Below are 15,718 nucleotides of genomic sequence, written 5' to 3' on the forward strand. Positions count from 1 at the left end.
CGGCTGTCCGTCATGCACTGCGCCGCACCCGCGGCAACCGGACAGTCATCGCCGAGTCCCCGTACGGCGCGAGCCAGGGGAGCCGGGGACCCACCATGTGCAGTCCCTGGGGTGAATCGGATGCCCGCGCGTGCAGCGAGGGTGTCCGTAGGAGACCTTCCTGCTCCGAACCCGTCAGCTAACCCGGTAGGCGAGAAGGAAGGAAAGGACCCACCACCACATGGCGTTCACCCGCGCCACCGGGAAGCACCGTCGTCCCCGCCGTCCCAGTCTTGTCACCCGTACGACGGTCCGCGCGGCCGGAGTCGCAGCCCTCGCGACCACCGGCGTCGTCGGCTCCCTCGCCGCTCCGGCTCTCGCCGCGGAGTCCGCCGTCGAGCAGACCGGTCTCACCCCGGTGATCTCCATCGGCGAGGCGCTCGCCGACCAGATCGACGCGCAGGCCGTCGCCCAGGAGCAGGCCGCCGAGAAGGCCGCCGCCGAGGAGCGGGCTGTGGCCGCCGCGCAGAAGGAGGCGGAGGAGCGGGTCAAGGAGGCGCGCGAGGCGAAGGCCCGCGCCGCCCGTGAGGCCGAGCGCAAGCGCCTGACCAGCTATGTCGCCCCGATCGCCGGCTCGTACATCTCCACGGGCTACAAGACGGGCGGCGCCCTCTGGTCCTCCGGCAGCCACACAGGCGTCGACTTCCACGCCGCGTCCGGCACCACTGTCCAGGCGGTGGGTTCCGGCACCGTCGTCGAGGCCGGCTGGGGTGGGTCCTACGGCAACAACATCGTGATCAAGATGATTGATGGTACATACACTCAGTACGGTCATCTGTCGTCCATCAATGTCTCCGTCGGTCAGACGGTCACCCCGGGCCAGCAGATAGGCCTCTCGGGAGCCACCGGCAACGTCACCGGCGCGCACCTCCACTTCGAGGCGCGCACGACGCAGGAGTACGGCTCGGACATCAATCCCGTCGCCTACCTCCGCTCGCACGGTGTGAACGTCTGACGACCCCGCGCACCACTTGTCGTGGCCCCGGCTCCCCGAGCCGGGGCTTTCGGTGTTTCGGAGGGTGGTGTGTCCAAAAAATATCCACGGATTCCGGCCTGCCGTCGGAAATTCCGGTTCTCTGCAATAGAGTCACTGAACACACGTCAATCGTCGACGTTTCACGGGGATTAAAGCGGAGGTCGGACATGCGTATTCCGGCGCACTCGGTATGCACGGCGATCCGGGACGACATCGTCGCCGGTGTCTACGAGCGCGGCAGCCGGCTCACCGAGGAACTGCTCGCCCGCCGGTACGGCGTCTCGCGCGTCCCCGTCCGTGAGGCCCTGCGCACCCTGGAGGCAGAGGGCTTCGTGGTGACCCGGCGGCACGCGGGCGCGTGCGTCGCGGAACCCACCGAGCAGGAGGCCTCCGACCTGCTGGAGATGCGCATGCTTCTGGAGCCACTGGGTGCCTCCCGGGCCGCCCAGCGTCGCACCGAGGCCCACCTCAAGGTGCTGCGGGGCCTGGTCAGGCTGGGCCAGGAGCGGGCCAGGAGGGGGAACAGTGAGGATCTGCGCTCCCTGGGGGGCTGGTTCCACGAGACGCTCGCCCAGGCCTCCGGGAGTCATGCCCTGACCTCGACGCTCACCCAGCTCCGGCACAAGATCGCCTGGATGTACGCGGTGGAGGCGCCGGCCAGTCCCGTCGACTCCTGGGCGGAGCACGGGGCGATAGTGGACGCGGTGGCGCGCGGTGACAGCGAGCGGGCACGGGCGATCACGGCGCTGCACACCGAGCGCGCGACCGGTGCGCACCGGCTTCGATTTCCGGGCGCCGGGGACCGGGCGGATCGTGTGAGGACTTCGCAACATCCCGTAAACATGACGGGCCTGCGTCATTAACACGGGCGCCGTATACAAAGAGGGTTGAATTCGCGGGGGATTATTTCTGCTGCCTGCGACCGGGAATTACGAAGGGCCCGCCCGATATTCGGGCGGGCCCTTCGTCGTGTGCGGATGACGCTATTGCGGTGGCGTCCGCGGCCACCGTCAATCAAGGACTCCGCCGGACTTTTCAGACCGTCTCGGGAAGTTCCTCGAGTCCCTCGGCCACCAGCTTCGCCAGGCGGTCGAGCGCGGCGTCGGCGCCCTCCGCCTCGGAGGCGAGGACGATCTCCTCGCCTCCCTGGGCGCCCAGGCCGAGGACCGCCAGCATGGAGGCCGCGTTGACGGGGTTGCCGTCGGCCTTGGCGATCGTCATGGGGACGCCGGCGGCCGTGGCCGCACGGACGAAGATGGAGGCGGGGCGGGCGTGGAGGCCCTCCGCCCAGCCGACGTTGACGCGGCGCTCAGCCATGTGATGCTGCCCTTCACTGTCTCAGGGTTGTCTAGACCATTATTCCATAGCGTGAAGCGTGCCGGGAGGCAGGCCGAAACCCGTCCCGGACCGCGCTCGAACCCCGGCCTGGGCCCGACTTCGGTCCCCCACAGACTGCCCCGCGACGTTGTCGGACGCGAGCCGTACTCTGGGGCGCATGCAGAACTCGGCGGACCGGCACGAGTACCCCGCCCACTGGGAGGCGGACGTCGTGCTGCGCGACGGCGGCACCGCCCGTGTCCGGCCCATCACGGCGGACGACGCCGACCGGCTGGTCAGCTTCTACGAACAGGTTTCGGACGAGTCGAAGTACTACCGCTTCTTCGCGCCCTATCCGCGCCTGTCCGCAAAGGACGTCCACCGCTTCACCCACCACGACTTCGTGGACCGGGTGGGGCTCGCGGCCACGGTCGGCGGCGAGTTCATCGCCACCGTACGCTACGACCGTATTGACGCCGAGGGACTGCCCGCCTCCGGTCCCGCCAGTGAGGCCGAGGTCGCCTTTCTGGTGCAGGACGCGCACCAGGGCCGGGGCGTCGCCTCCGCCCTCCTCGAACACATCGCGGCTGTCGCCCGCGAGCGCGACATCCGCCGCTTCGCCGCCGAGGTGCTGCCGGCCAACAGTAAAATGATCAAGGTGTTCACGGACGCCGGGTACACCCAGAAGCGCAGCTTCGAGGACGGTGTCGTACGCCTGGAGTTCGACCTGGAGCCCACCGACCGCTCGCTCGCCGTCCAGCGCGCGCGGGAGCAACGGGCCGAGGCGCGATCCGTGCGGCGGCTGCTCGTCCCGGGAGCCGTGGCCGTCATCGGCGTCGGCCGGGCCCCCGGCGGCGTCGGCCGCAGCGTCCTCGACCACATCAGGGACGCCGGTTTCACCGGTGACCTGTACGCGGTCAACAGCGCTTTCCCGGAGGACCAGAAGGACATCGACGGAATACCGGCGCACCGATCGGTCGGCGACATCGGGGGCCCCGTCGACCTCGCGGTCGTCGCCGTCCCGGCCGCGTACGTCCCCGGTGTCGTCGCCGAGTGCGGTGAGCACGGCGTGCAGGGACTCGTCGTGGTCTCCGCCGGGTACGCCGAGAGCGGCCCCGAGGGACGGGAGCGGCAGCGTGAACTCGTGCGGCACGCGCGCACGTACGGGATGCGCATCATCGGCCCCAACGCCTTCGGCGTCATCAACACGGCGCCGGACGTCCGGCTGAACGCGTCGCTCGCCCCCGAGATGCCGAGGCCCGGGCGGATCGGGCTGTTCGCGCAGTCCGGGGCCATCGGGATCGCCCTGCTGTCCCGCCTGCACCGGCGCGGGGGAGGCGTCACCGGGGTCACCGGGGTGTCGACCTTCGTCTCGTCCGGCAACAGGGCAGACGTGTCCGGCAACGACGTACTCCAGTACTGGTACGACGACCCGGACACCGACGTCGTCCTCATGTACCTCGAATCCATCGGCAACCCGCGCAAGTTCACCCGCCTCGCGCGGCGCACGGCGGCGGCGAAGCCACTGGTGGTCGTACAGGGGACACGGCACGGCGGCGCCGCCCCCCAGGGGCATGCCGTACGGGCCACGCGGTTGCCGCACGCGACGGTGTCCGAGCTGCTGCGGCAGGCCGGGGTGATCCGGGTGGACACGATCACCGAACTGGTCGACGCGGGGCTGCTGCTGGCCCGGCAGCCACTGCCCGCCGGTCCGCGGGTGGCGATCCTGGGGAACTCGGAGTCACTGGGCCTGCTGACGTACGACGCGTGCCTCTCCGAGGGGCTGCGGCCGTTGGCGCCACTGGATCTGACGACAGCGGCGACGCCCGGGGACTTCCACCGGGCGCTGTCGGAGGCGTTGGCCGACGAGGAGTGCGACGCGGTCGTCGTCACCGCGATCCCCACGGTGGGGGAGGGTTCCCCCGGGGACGCCGCGTTGGCCGAGGCGCTGAGGACGGCTGCGGCGGAGGTTCCCGGAAAGCCCGTGCTGGTGGTTCATGTGGAGCTGGGCGGGCTCGCGGAGGCGCTGTCGGCCGCGGCCAGCACCGCCCCGCAGGCAGGTGCACCGGCACCCGGCACCGCAGTGCCGGAACGGCAGCCCCGCGCGCGGGTCCCGCAGGCACCGGAATCCCCGACCCCGCCCAACCCGGACTCCTGCTCCCGTCTCATCCCCGCCTACCCCGCCGCCGAGCGTGCCGTGCGGGCCCTCGGGGAAGCCGTGAAGTACGCGCAGTGGCGGCGGGAGGCCGCCGAGCCCGGCAAGGTGCCCGGCTATGAGGACGTCGACGAGAAGGGCGCCGCCGCGCAGATCGGCGGGCTCCTCGCGCGTGGGCAGGGGCTCACCCTCGGTACGGACGAGACGTGCGAGCTGCTCGGGACGTACGGCATCCCGGTGCGCGGGGCCCTGCCCGCACCGAGCCCCGAGGGCGCCGTGGCCGCCGCGCGGACCCTCGGCTACCCCGTCGCCCTGAAGGCCACCGCCCCGCACCTGCGGCACCGCGCCGACCTGGGCGGCGTACGCCTGGATCTCGCGGACGAGGAGCAGTTGCGGCGGGCGTACGCCGAACTGACCGGCCTCTTCGGTAGCCCGGAGGAGGTGCGGCCCGTGGTGCAGGGGATGGCGCCGCGGGGAGTCGACACCGTCGTACGGGCGGTGATCGACCCGGCGGCCGGAGCGGTGCTCTCCTTCGGGCTCGCCGGCCCCGCCTCGCAGCTGCTCGGGGACATCGCGCACCGGCTGATACCGGTCACCGACCGCGACGCGGCCTCGCTGATCCGGTCGATCCGGACGGCGCCGCTCCTCTTCGGCTGGCGCGGCTCGGCGCCGGTCGACACCGGGGCACTGGAAGAACTGCTGCTCAGGGTGTCGCGGCTCGTCGACGATCACCCCGAGGTCATCGCGGTGTCCCTGGAGCCGGTGGTCGTCGCGCAGCACGGACTGAGCGTGCTCGGCGCGTCGGTGCGGCTGGCGCCGCCGCCCGTCCGTGACGACCTGGGTCCCAGGACACTTCCTGTGTACTGAGCGGTGCCTCGCAGTCAGTGGTCCCCCGTAGGATGGGCACATGGCCAAGACCAGTACGTCGACCCAGGGGCTGCGAGCGGCGATCGAGCGCAGCGGCTACTACCCGGCCCTCGTGGCCGAGGCGGTGGAGGCCGCGATCGGCGGCGACTCCATCCGGTCGTACCTGGTCCACCAGGAGACGACATTCGACGCGAACGAGGTGCGTCGGCACGTGACCGTGCTCGTCCTCACGGGCAACCGTTTCATCGTCAGCCACACCGACGAGCAGGCCGAGGACACCACGTCCCCGACGCCGTACGCCACCACGTCCACGGAATCCGTGAAGCTGGGCCGGATCTCGTCCGTCGTCCTCAGCAGGGTCGTCGCCAACCCGGAGTCGTACGCGCCGGGCACGCTGCCCCGCGAGGTCGTCCTGACCATCGGCTGGGGCGCCGTCTCCCGCATCGACCTGGAGCCTGCCGCCTGCGGCGACCCCAACTGCGAGGCGGACCACGGCTACACCGGCAGCTCGACGGCGGACGACCTGAGCCTGCGCGTCAGCGAGGCCGGTGACGGCCCGGAGACGGTCCGCCAGGCCCTCGTCTTCGCCCAGGCCCTCTCGGAGGCGACCGCGGACGTCCCCCGCTGATGGCGCAGCCGACCGCCTGGGACTACCCGGAACCACTGGCCGTGTCCTCCGCCCCAGTCCCGCACTACGGCTCGGGGTCGCTCGCCGACCTGCTGCCCACCCTGGCCGCCGGCATGGGCGTACCGGGCATGTCCGCGACGATCCCGGAGCTGGCACCCGCCGACCGGAACTGCGTGTTCCTGATCGACGGACTGGGCTGGGAGCAGCTCCGGGCCCACCCGGACGAGGCCCCCTTCATGAGTTCGCTCATGAGCAGCTCGCGCGGTGACACGGGCCGCCCGATCACCACCGGATACCCGGCGACCACCGCGACCTCCCTCGCCTCCGTGGGCACCGGGCTGCCACCGGGCGCGCACGGACTGCCCGGCTACACCGTGCGTAATCCGGCCACCGGCGACCTGATGAACCAACTGCGCTGGCAGCCGTGGACGGACCCGCGCGCGTGGCAGCCGTACCCCACGGTGTTCCAGCTGGCGCACGCGGCCGGTGTGCACACGGCCCAGGTCTCCTCGCCGACCTTCGAGAACACCCCGCTGACGAAGATCGCGCTCAGTGGCGGGACGTTCCGGGGGAAGCTCACCGGCGAGGACCGGATGGACCTCGCGGCCGAGCAACTGGCTGCCGGTGACCGCTCGTTGGTCTACACGTACTACGCGGAAGTGGATGGCAAGGGCCACCGCTTCGGCGTCGACTCGGACGCCTGGCGCGGTCAGCTCATGTACGTCGACCGGCTCGTCCAGCGGCTGGCGGAGCAACTCCCGCCGCGCGCCGCGCTGTACGTCACCGCCGACCACGGCATGATCGACATCCCGTTCGACGAGCAGCACCGCATCGACTTCGACGAGGACTGGGAACTGCGCGCGGGCGTCGCCCTGTTGGGCGGCGAGGGCCGTGCGCGGCACGTGTACGCGGTGCCGGGTGCCGAGGCCGACGTACTGACCTGCTGGCGCGAGGTGCTCGGCGAGCAGTTCTGGGTGGCCTCGCGCGACGAGGCGATCGCGGCGGGCTGGTTCGGACCGACGGTCGACGAGCGGGTGTACGGCCGGATCGGTGACGTGGTCGCGGCTGCTCGGGACGACGTCCTGATCGTGGCCTCCGAGCGGGAGCCGAGGGAGTCGGCGATGGTCGGCAACCACGGTTCGATGACCCCTGCGGAACAGTTGGTCCCGCTCCTGCAAGTACGCTCCTGACGCCCCTTCCCGCCCGACAGCCCCTGCCCAGCCTCCCGCCCTCCTCCTGTCCTGCGCGTATCTCGCCGAAAGGTGCTCGACCTCCCATGCCCGAGCTGGTGTTCTTCTCCGGAACGATGGACTGCGGGAAGTCGACGCTGGCGCTCCAGATCGGGCACAACCGGTCGGCGCGGGGGCTGCAGGGTGTGATCTTCACGCGTGACGACCGGGCGGGGGAGGGCAAGCTCTCCTCGCGGCTGGGTCTGGTGACGGAGGCGGTCGAGGCGACCGTGGGCATGGATCTGCACGCCTATCTGGTGGACCAGATGTCCAGGGGCGGCAAGGTCGACTACGTGATCGTGGACGAGGCGCAGTTCCTCGCGCCGCAGCAGATCGACCAGTTGGCGCGAGTGGTGGACGACCTGGGACTGGACGTCTTCGCGTTCGGCATCACCACCGACTTCCGCACGAAGCTCTTCCCGGGCTCGCAGCGGCTGATCGAGCTGGCGGACCGGATCGAGACCCTCCAGGTGGAGGCGATGTGCTGGTGCGGCGCACGGGCCACGCACAACGCGCGCACCGTGGGAGGCGTGATGGTCGTGGAGGGTGAACAGGTCGTCGTCGGTGACGTGAACCGGACGGCCGAGGAAGTCGGCTACGAGGTGCTGTGCCGACGCCACCACCGACGCCGTATGACCAGCGCCTCCGCGCACGCCTCCGTCATCTCTCCGGACGTCCTGCCGGTCAATTCGGCCTGATCGTTACCCTGGGCGGTTCTTTCCGGCCGTTCTCGATACGATGAAGGTCACAATAACGTATCGGGCATTTCGCGCTTCAACCTTCACCTGAAGCACACAAGTTGGCTAAGTTGACCTCCGAACACCTTCCCAAACCTGCTGTCCGCACCTGACAGTGGGCCGGGGGGACGTACCACGGAAGGAGCTCGTCCCGCCATGGCGCCGGAACGAACCCGAGATGATGGGCCGAGCCGTGAGGAGGTCCAGCAACGGATCAACAGCCTCTACGACCAGGCCGAGACTTTCACCGGGACCTTCAACGCCACCCGCGCGATGAGGCTCGGGATACGCAAGCGCGTCAACCCGGCGCCCGAAACCGCACGCAGGCGTTCCGATCCCGCCCTTGACGAGGTCGCCCGACCGTGGTTCGACGTGGGGCGCGCCCAGTTGGGCCCGACCGTGCCCGCGGTGCTCCCGCCCGACAGGAGTCCGGCCCGCGCGGCAGAGGCCCGGCCCGCCCGACCCGCGGGCCCCAACGTCGAGCTGACCGCCCTTCCGGTGGCGGAGCTGACCGCCGGACCCGGCGCCGCGCTGCCCGCAGGACTGGTGCCCGCGCTGCCCGCCGCACCCATGGCCGCGCTGTCGGCCGTGCCCGCTCCGCGCCAGGAAGCCCGGGGGAGCCTGGACGCCCTTTCGGCCGAGCCCAGTTGGTTCCCGTCGCCTGCCCAGGGCGCTTCTCCGCTCCCGGTCGGCTCGCTGCCCGTCGAGGATGCCTGGCGCCTGCCCAACCCCGTTGAACAGGCTCGCCCGCAGCCCGCCGAGGAGTGGCAACTGCCCCAGCCGGCCGGCCTGAGCGCGGACGCGTTCCTCGACGCGGCAACACCCCTCTACGCGGGCACGCTCCGCGACGGGGACTACGCCCTTGTCACCGAACTCCCCCTCGTCACGGAACCGTTCCCGGTCGCCGACCCGTTCCCCGTGACGGAGACGCCCTACATCACACAGACGCCGCCGCACGGCACGCCGTCCTACGGAACGCACACGCCTCCGCAGGGCGTGCAGACGGCCTACACAACCCAGACGCCGCCCCACGGCATCCAGACCTCCTATGCCACGGGGACCTACCACCTGGGCGCGGAATCATTTCCGGGTGCCGGGACCGGCACGAGTTTCGGCACCGGCCTCATGCTGGGTGTGGAGCCCGGCGCGAAGGCCGCGAAGGCGGTTGCCTTCGCCCGTGCGCAGATCGGCAGACCGTGTGTCTGGGGCGCGGTCGGGCCGGGGTCGTACGACAACTCGGGCCTCATCCAGGCCGCCTGGAAGGCCGCCGGGGTCGCGCTTCCCCGTTCCGTGCACGAGCAGGCGAGCGCCGGTATGGCGATCAGCGTCGCCGATGTCCGGCCCGGTGACCTCGTCTTCTTCCACGGGGACGCGGGCCAGGTCGGTCACGTGGGCATCTTCGTGGGTGACGGAATGATGATGCACGCACCGAGTCCGGGTTCGAGGGTGCAGGAGGACTCGATCTTCGCGGCCGGCGAGGCGGCGATCCACAGCGTCCTGCGGCCCGCGTAGACGCCCTCCCAGGGGGCCCTCAGCGGGCTCCCTGGATCAGCGAGAACATCGCCCCCTCCGGGTCCGTCACCGTCGTCACGCGGCCGTGTGCGCTGTCGTGCGGGGGGTTGACGACGTGACCGCCCAGGTCCACCAGGCGGGTTGCCGCCGCGTCCGTGTCGGCGACCTCGAAGTACGTCATCCAGTGCGGGCCCCGGTCGCGGGGCAGGAAGTTGCCCACACCGTGGATGCCGGCGACCGGGCGGCCCTCGACGTGCAGGGTGACGTAGTCGAGGTCCGCCGACACCACGGGCTCCTCCTCGTAGCCGAAGACGGTCTTGTAGAACTTGGCGACGCTCGACGAGTCGCGGGTCACCAGCTCGTTCCAGGCGGGGGTGCCGGGGACTCCGGTGATACCCGTGCCCAGATGGGCGGCGGTCTGCCAGATGCCGAACACCGCGCCCATCGGGTCGGAGGCGATCGCCAGCCGGCCCGCCTCGGCCGCGTCCAGGGGGCCCACGCCCACGGTGCCGCCCGAGTGCCGGACCATCTCCGCCGTGAGGTCCACGTCGTCCGAGGCGAGGTACGGCGTCCAGGCGACGGGAAGATGCCGGTCCGGCGGCAGCAGGCCGATGCCGGCCACCTCCTGACCGTCGAGCAGGGCCCGTACGTACCAGCCGAGCTGCTGCGGGCCCAGCTCGAACTCCCAGCCGAACAACTCCCCGTAGAAGTCCTGGGTCGCTGTCATGCCGTGCACCATCAGACTCACCCAGCAGGGTGTGCCGGGCGCGTGCCGGGCCGGCGCTTCGCTGTTCCGGTCGGCCGACTCCCGTGCCTCGGTCATCGTCACTCTCTCCTCGACCCCTCGCGGTGGCCGTGTCACTTCCGCTGTCCGCCGTGTCGGCGGACCTGCCGCGTGCTGTCGTACGGCGTACTCCGTCGCGCACGTCGCTCGTGCCGTACTGCGTTGTCACGTGCCCGCGTGCCCGCACGTTCCGTGCCGATGCTCGCACCACCCGCGGTACCGCGCGTCCGGGCCGCGCCGACCCCGTACGTCCTCGTCCTGAGGTTGCCTCAACCGGTGTTTCCCGCCCATTTCGGCGCAATTGCCGCAAGGTGTCCATCAGTTGTACAGCATGTGCCCGATCCCGTACGCCGCGTGATCGAACCTGTCCGGCGGGAGAGTAGCCCGCCCCGGCCGCCGCGGCCACCCCGTGGGTAAGGATGGAGCCATGAACGCCATCATCTCCCCACTCGAACTCGTGAACGAGCTGGCTGGTTCCAATCCGCCGGTCCTGCTCGACATCCGCTGGCAGCTGAGCATGCCCGCCGCGGGCGGCGTGGCGCCCTTCGACGGGCGCGCGGAGTACGCCGCCGGGCACCTTCCCGGCGCGGTCTTCGTCGACCTGGACAGGGAACTCGCCTCGGCGGCGGGACCGGCCGGCCGGCATCCACTGCCCGACCCGGAGGCGTTCGGCGCCGCCATGCGCCGCGCGGGCGTCTCGTCCGGAGTCCCGGTCGTCGTGTACGACGGCGGACAGGGCTGGGCGGCGGCCCGCGCCTGGTGGCTGCTGCGCTGGACGGGTCACCCGGACGTGCGGGTCCTCGACGGCGGGTTGCCGTCCTGGGAGGGGGTACTCGACACAGACGTACGGATGCCCGCCGAGGGCGACTTCACGCCGGTGCCGGGAGCGGTGGGGCTGCTCGACGCAGACGGGGCCGCCGCGCTGGCCCGCTCCGGGCTGCTGCTCGACGCGCGTGCGGGGGAGCGTTACCGGGGCGAGGTCGAGCCCATCGACCGGGTCGGCGGGCACATCCCGGGCGCGGTCTCGGCGCCCACGAACGAGAACGTGGCCGCGGACGGGCGGTTCCTGCCCGCGGACGAGTTGACGGCCCGCTTCAAGGCCCTGGGCGCGACGGACGCCACCGCGGTGGGCGTGTACTGCGGATCGGGCGTCTCGGGCGCCCACGAGGTCCTGGCCCTGGCTGTCGCTGGTATTCCGGCCGCACTGTACGTCGGCTCCTGGTCGGAATGGTCGGGAGATCCGGCGCGGCCCGTGGCGGTGGGGCCCGATCCGCAGTAGCGCGGTGGTTCGGCAGGCAGGCGGAGTGTGCGGCCGAACGGGGGCGTGATCGACTGTGGGGCCGCATCCGACGGATGCGGCCCCACAGTCGTACGAGTAACCCGGACGGGTGACTACTCCTTGTTCTTCCGGCGTGTGCCGAACACGATCTCGTCCCAGCTCGGTACCGCCGCTCTGCGGCCGGGACGGACGCCGTCCGCCTCGGCCTGGCGGTCGGTGGCACCGACCAGACGGTCGCGGTGGGCGCCGACCGAGCGGGGCATGAGCACGTCCGCGTAGGCGGAACCGGCCGAGGCCGCGGGAGCCGGGGGCTCCTCCAGCTCGGGTTCGGGTGCCGGTTCCTCCGCGACTTCCGTGGAGGAGGGCCGTTCCGGCACGACCATGTCGCCGCGGAAGCTCGGTACCGCTTCCAGGAGGCTGGTCAGCGAGTCGCGCTCGCTCGCGCTCACGCCCTCCTCGATGAGCTCGGACGACGGCGCGGGCAGGGCCGGACGGTCCAGCGGGCGGTCGCGAGGCAGCCGGGCGATGCGCGGTACGAACGGGAAGCTGGGCTCGGGCGCCGAGAGGTCGTCCGACTCGCCGATCAGCGAGCGGGCTTCCTCGTCGACGGCCTGGACGAGCCGCCGGGGCGGGTCGTACGTCCAGCTCGCCGAGTGCGGTTCGCCGGCCACCAGGTAGACCAGGAGGACTTCCCAGGTGCCGTCGTCGCGGCGCCAGGAGTCCCACTGGACGGTTTCCTTGTCGGCGCCACGGATCGTCAGCCGCTCCTGCACGGCCTCGCCGAGCTGTGGACCGGCGTTCTCACCGGGCCGACGGACCGGAGTCTTCCGGGCCCGCTCGGCCATGAAGGCTCGCTCGGCCAGCACGGGGCCCTCGAAGCGGCGTACGCGGTCCACCGGAATCCCGGCGAGCTGCGCCACCTCTTCCGCGGACGCGCCGGCACGTATGCGTGCCTGGATGTCGCGGGGGCGGAGATGACTCTCCACCTCGATCTCGATCTGGCCGAGGCGGGGACGGTCGCCGCGTACGGCGGCGCGCAGACGCTCATCGATCGGAAGCGTGTACTCCGTGCTGTCCGCAGCCTTCAGCACCAGCCGTGTGCCGTCGTTAGAGACGGCCACGACACGCAGTTCGGGCATGGGGACCTCCCGGGTGGTGCCTGCCGACGTCACGTGCGTCGCTGCTTCCGCTAGTCGAGTGTGGCCTGCCCGGGTGCAGCCTGCCACAACCTTGCCGAGTTGCCCGGCGTGTCGGGCGTGGGCCCGAGATCGCCGTTATGCCACGGTTATCTATTCGCAACGCTAAGTGACAAACTCCGTCACCCTGTGCAACGAGCCCCCTCTTGGTCGTCCTGGAAAGTCCCGGACGCCCAGGCGGGAGACCGGACCCAGGGCTCGCAACAGTACTCCATTTGGGCCACGTGCGTGGATTGGCACGCCACCCAATTCCAGCCGGAGAGTGCGAGTTGGCCGTTCCCCCGCCGGTTCCGTGACCTCGGGCGCAGCGTGGTTCACGTAAACATCGGAAACGGAGTCGATTGCTTCGCTACGCGCCGAGAATCCGGCGCAAGTAGTCGTTCTGGAACAGGCGTTCAGGGTCGAGCCGGTCCCGCAGGGCGGTGAACTCCCCGAAGCGGGGGTAGACCCCGTCGAAGTACTCGGCGTCCCGTGTGTGCACCTTGCCCCAGTGCGGCCGTCCCTGGTGTGCCGTGAAGATGCGCTCGGCGGCGGTGAAGTACGCCTGATAGGGCGTTCCGCGGAACATGTGGACGGCGACGTAGGCGCTGTCGCGGCCCGAGGCCGTGGAGAGCGTGATGTCGTCCGCGGGGGCCGTGCGCACCTCCACCGGGAAGCTGATCCGCATGTCCGACCGGTCGACCATCGCCTTGAGTTCGCGCAGCGTCGCCACCAGGGCCTCGCGCGGAACGGCGTACTCCATCTCCACGAAGCGCACCCGTCGCGGCGATGTGTAGACCTTGTACGGGATGTCGGTGTAGGTCCGCGCGGACAGGGCCTTGCTGGAGATCTGGGCGATCGTCGGGATCGTGGCGGGCACCGTCCGGCCGACCAGCTGGGCCGCCTGGAAGACACCGTTGGAGAGGAACTCGTCCTCGATCCAGCCGCTGATCCGGCTGACCGGCTTCTCGGGGCCGGCGCTGCGGTTGTTGCGCTTGGTGTTGGTGTTGCCGGTGTGCGGGAACCAGTAGAACTCGAAGTGCTCGTTCTCGGCCCAGAGTTCGTCGAAGGCGCTGGTGACCTTGTCGAAGGTCATCGGCTCCTCGCGGGCGGTGAGCAGGAAGAGGGGCTCCACGGCGAAGGTGATCGCCGTGATGATCCCCAGGGCGCCGATGCCGACCCGGGCCGAGGCGAAGACCTCCGGATTCTCCTTCTCGGAGCAGACGAGCACCGAACCGTCCGCCGTCACCAGCTCAAGTCCCTTGATCTGGGCGGCTATCGAGCCCGACTCACGGCCCGTGCCGTGCGTGCCGGTGCTGGTGGCGCCCGAGACCGTCTGCTCCATGATGTCGCCCATGTTCGTGAGCGACAGACCCTCGCGGGCGAGGGCCATGTTGAGTCTCTTGAGCGGAGTGCCCGCCTCGACCGTGACCGTCATGTTCTCCCGGTCAACATTGCGGATGCCGGTCAACAGTTGAGGGCGGATCAACACCCCGTCCGTGGCGGCGGCGGCCGTGAAGGAGTGCCCGGTACCTACAGCCTTCACCTTCAACCCGTCCGCGGCTGCCTCCCGCACGGCCGCGGAAAGTTCCTCCACGGAAGCGGGCGTGACCTCCCGGGCGGGCCGGGCGGTGACGTTGCCCGCCCAGTTACGCCACGTGCCGCTCTTGCCGCTCACTGTGCTGTTCAACGGTGCCTCCCCGACACGGAGCCGGTCTGTTCAGCCGGCGGTACCCGAGGAAACCGACCGCGACCGCGACGGCCCCGGACGCCACCGGAACCCCGTACCCGGCGCTCGCACCGGCGGCGTCGATGACCCAGCCGGACACGGAGGAGCCGAGCGCGACGCCGACCGCGAGCCCGGTGCTCACCCAGGTCATGCCCTCGGTCAGTTGCGCGCGTGGTACGTGCTGTTCGATGAGGGACATCGTCGTGATCATCGTGGGAGCGATGGACAGACCCGCAACGAACAGCGCCACGGCCAGAGACGGCAAGTTTCCGACCAGTAGGAGGGGGATCATACTCACGGCCATCGCACATACGCCCAGCAACCACCGACGTTCCGGGGTTCCCGGGAGGTGCAGCAGCCCGAACACGACTCCCGCCGCGCACGAGCCGGCCGCGTAGAGGGCCAGTACGACGCTCGCGGCGCCCTTGTGACCCCGTTCCTCGGCGAAGGCGACGGTGACCACGTCGACGGCCCCGAAGATCGCCCCGGTCGCCGTGAAGGTGACCACCAGGACCTGGAGACCGGGGGAGCGCAGCGCCGAACCGCTCCTGTGCTGCGCGGGCGGATGCGGCTTCGGCTCGGTGTCGCGCTGGGACGTCAGCCAGAAGACGCCGGCCGCCAGGAAACAGGCGGCGAGCAGCGGTCCCGCCTCCGGGAACCACGCCGTCGACAGCCCGATCGAGATGATCGGCCCGAAGATGAAGCAGACCTCGTCCACCACGGACTCGAAGGAGTACGCGGTGTGCAGCTGCGGGGTGTCCCGGTACACGGCCGCCCAGCGGGCCCGGGTCATCGCGCCGACGCTCGGTACGCAGCCGATGCCGGCGCTGCACACGAACAGCACCCAGTCCGGCCACCCGAAGTGCGCGGCGAGCAACAGCCCGGCCGAGGCCAGCAGGGCGCACAGCGTCGCGGGACGCAGCACGCGGCGCTGTCCGTACCGGTCGACCAGGCGCGAGATCTGCGGGCCCACCACCGCGGCGGCCAGGGCGATGGTCGCCGCGAGGGCGCCCGCGAGCCCGTACCGGCCGGTGAGCTGGGAGACCATCGCGACCACGCCGATGCCCATCATCGACATCGGCATCCGGCCGAGGAACCCCGCGGCGGTGAAGCGCCTGGAGCCGGGGGCGGCGAACAGGGCGCGGTAGGGGCTGGGCACGGGAGTCTCCGGTCGATCCGGTAAGGCGTGACGGATACGCGGGTAAGGCGTGAAGGGAGCCGTTACAGCTTACGAGTCAGGTGAACCCAACGCACCCGCGGGGACGGGCCGGGATCCCGGCTGTCAGAGGGG

The 15,718-nt window shown here is 70.9% G+C and carries 13 protein-coding genes and 1 riboswitch; of the genes, 8 read left to right on the top strand and 5 right to left on the bottom strand.

What is annotated here, in order from left to right; genetic code table 11:
* Positions 1-39: 39 nt before the first annotated feature.
* Positions 40-208: riboswitch (cyclic di-AMP (ydaO/yuaA leader) on the top strand.
* 12 nt (positions 209-220) lie between these two features.
* Both G3I56_RS21120 and G3I56_RS21125 read left to right on the top strand, forming a co-directional pair.
* Positions 221-994 (top strand): M23 family metallopeptidase, encoded by a 774-nt coding sequence (locus G3I56_RS21120; RefSeq protein WP_164411171.1) that lies wholly within the window; start codon positions 221-223, stop codon positions 992-994.
* Positions 995-1,182: 188 nt separating this feature from the next.
* A complete protein-coding gene (locus tag G3I56_RS21125) occupies positions 1,183-1,878 on the top strand; it encodes a GntR family transcriptional regulator (RefSeq protein WP_164411173.1) in 696 nt (231 codons plus the stop codon).
* A 172-nt stretch (positions 1,879-2,050) separates the two neighbouring features.
* Here G3I56_RS21125 and G3I56_RS21130 read toward each other — a convergent pair whose 3' ends face one another.
* Positions 2,051-2,332 carry an HPr family phosphocarrier protein gene (locus G3I56_RS21130; protein WP_006379745.1) on the bottom strand — a complete coding sequence of 94 codons (282 nt, stop codon included), beginning with the start codon at positions 2,330-2,332 and terminating at the stop codon, positions 2,051-2,053.
* A gap of 178 nt (positions 2,333-2,510) precedes the next feature.
* On the opposite strand from G3I56_RS21130, the gene G3I56_RS21135 reads away from it, so the two are divergent.
* The 5 genes from G3I56_RS21135 (at position 2,511) to G3I56_RS43980 (ending at position 9,460) form a co-directional block, all read left to right on the top strand.
* Complete coding sequence (locus G3I56_RS21135; RefSeq protein WP_164411175.1) at positions 2,511-5,354, top strand: bifunctional GNAT family N-acetyltransferase/acetate--CoA ligase family protein; 2,844 nt, start codon at positions 2,511-2,513, stop codon at positions 5,352-5,354.
* 40 nt (positions 5,355-5,394) lie between these two features.
* Positions 5,395-5,982 carry a DUF5998 family protein gene (locus G3I56_RS21140; RefSeq protein ID WP_164411177.1) on the top strand — a complete coding sequence of 196 codons (588 nt, stop codon included), beginning with the start codon at positions 5,395-5,397 and terminating at the stop codon, positions 5,980-5,982.
* On the top strand, positions 5,982-7,172 hold the full coding sequence (locus tag G3I56_RS21145; protein WP_164411179.1) for a nucleotide pyrophosphatase/phosphodiesterase family protein: 1,191 nt from the start codon (positions 5,982-5,984) through the stop codon (positions 7,170-7,172). Before G3I56_RS21140 ends, G3I56_RS21145 begins: the two co-directional genes overlap by 1 nt.
* A gap of 86 nt (positions 7,173-7,258) precedes the next feature.
* Entirely contained in the window at positions 7,259-7,909 is a 651-nt protein-coding gene (locus tag G3I56_RS21150; RefSeq protein ID WP_164411181.1) for a thymidine kinase, read from the top strand.
* A gap of 195 nt (positions 7,910-8,104) precedes the next feature.
* Positions 8,105-9,460 carry a C40 family peptidase gene (locus tag G3I56_RS43980; protein WP_239135010.1) on the top strand — a complete coding sequence of 452 codons (1,356 nt, stop codon included), beginning with the start codon at positions 8,105-8,107 and terminating at the stop codon, positions 9,458-9,460.
* Between the two features lie 19 nt (positions 9,461-9,479).
* Here G3I56_RS43980 and G3I56_RS21160 read toward each other — a convergent pair whose 3' ends face one another.
* Positions 9,480-10,283 (bottom strand): VOC family protein, encoded by an 804-nt coding sequence (locus G3I56_RS21160; RefSeq protein ID WP_164411183.1) that lies wholly within the window; start codon positions 10,281-10,283, stop codon positions 9,480-9,482.
* A gap of 388 nt (positions 10,284-10,671) precedes the next feature.
* Here G3I56_RS21160 and G3I56_RS21165 point away from each other — a divergent pair, with 388 nt between their 5' ends.
* On the top strand, positions 10,672-11,523 hold the full coding sequence (locus G3I56_RS21165) for a sulfurtransferase (RefSeq protein WP_164411185.1): 852 nt from the start codon (positions 10,672-10,674) through the stop codon (positions 11,521-11,523).
* Between the two features lie 113 nt (positions 11,524-11,636).
* On the opposite strand, the gene sepH is transcribed toward G3I56_RS21165, so the two are convergent.
* From sepH to G3I56_RS21180, 3 genes are all read right to left on the bottom strand, one after another.
* Positions 11,637-12,662 (bottom strand): septation protein SepH, encoded by a 1,026-nt coding sequence (gene sepH, locus G3I56_RS21170; RefSeq protein WP_164411187.1) that lies wholly within the window; start codon positions 12,660-12,662, stop codon positions 11,637-11,639.
* Between the two features lie 406 nt (positions 12,663-13,068).
* A complete protein-coding gene (locus G3I56_RS21175) occupies positions 13,069-14,388 on the bottom strand; it encodes a D-arabinono-1,4-lactone oxidase (protein ID WP_164411189.1) in 1,320 nt (439 codons plus the stop codon).
* Positions 14,348-15,586 (bottom strand): MFS transporter, encoded by a 1,239-nt coding sequence (locus G3I56_RS21180; RefSeq protein ID WP_164411191.1) that lies wholly within the window; start codon positions 15,584-15,586, stop codon positions 14,348-14,350. Before G3I56_RS21180 ends, G3I56_RS21175 begins: the two co-directional genes overlap by 41 nt.
* Positions 15,587-15,718: the final 132 nt, after the last annotated feature.

The sequence above is a fragment of the Streptomyces sp. SID12488 genome (genome assembly GCF_010548275.1).
In the GTDB taxonomy this organism is placed as follows: Bacteria; Actinomycetota; Actinomycetes; order Streptomycetales; family Streptomycetaceae; genus Streptomyces.

Bases quoted from the DNA above. Each gene is read 5' to 3' on its own strand.
- G3I56_RS21150 (WP_164411181.1), top strand. From the start codon at position 7,259: ATGCCCGAGCTGGTGTTCTTCTCCGGAACGATGGACTGCGGGAAGTCG.
- G3I56_RS43980 (WP_239135010.1), top strand. From the start codon at position 8,105: ATGGCGCCGGAACGAACCCGAGATGATGGGCCGAGCCGTGAGGAGGTC.
- sepH (WP_164411187.1), bottom strand. From the start codon at position 12,662: ATGCCCGAACTGCGTGTCGTGGCCGTCTCTAACGACGGCACACGGCTG.
- G3I56_RS21165 (WP_164411185.1), top strand. From the start codon at position 10,672: ATGAACGCCATCATCTCCCCACTCGAACTCGTGAACGAGCTGGCTGGT.
- G3I56_RS21140 (WP_164411177.1), top strand. From the start codon at position 5,395: ATGGCCAAGACCAGTACGTCGACCCAGGGGCTGCGAGCGGCGATCGAG.
- G3I56_RS21135 (WP_164411175.1), top strand. From the start codon at position 2,511: ATGCAGAACTCGGCGGACCGGCACGAGTACCCCGCCCACTGGGAGGCG.
- G3I56_RS21160 (WP_164411183.1), bottom strand. From the start codon at position 10,283: ATGACCGAGGCACGGGAGTCGGCCGACCGGAACAGCGAAGCGCCGGCC.
- G3I56_RS21130 (WP_006379745.1), bottom strand. From the start codon at position 2,332: ATGGCTGAGCGCCGCGTCAACGTCGGCTGGGCGGAGGGCCTCCACGCC.
- G3I56_RS21145 (WP_164411179.1), top strand. From the start codon at position 5,982: ATGGCGCAGCCGACCGCCTGGGACTACCCGGAACCACTGGCCGTGTCC.
- G3I56_RS21120 (WP_164411171.1), top strand. From the start codon at position 221: ATGGCGTTCACCCGCGCCACCGGGAAGCACCGTCGTCCCCGCCGTCCC.
- G3I56_RS21125 (WP_164411173.1), top strand. From the start codon at position 1,183: ATGCGTATTCCGGCGCACTCGGTATGCACGGCGATCCGGGACGACATC.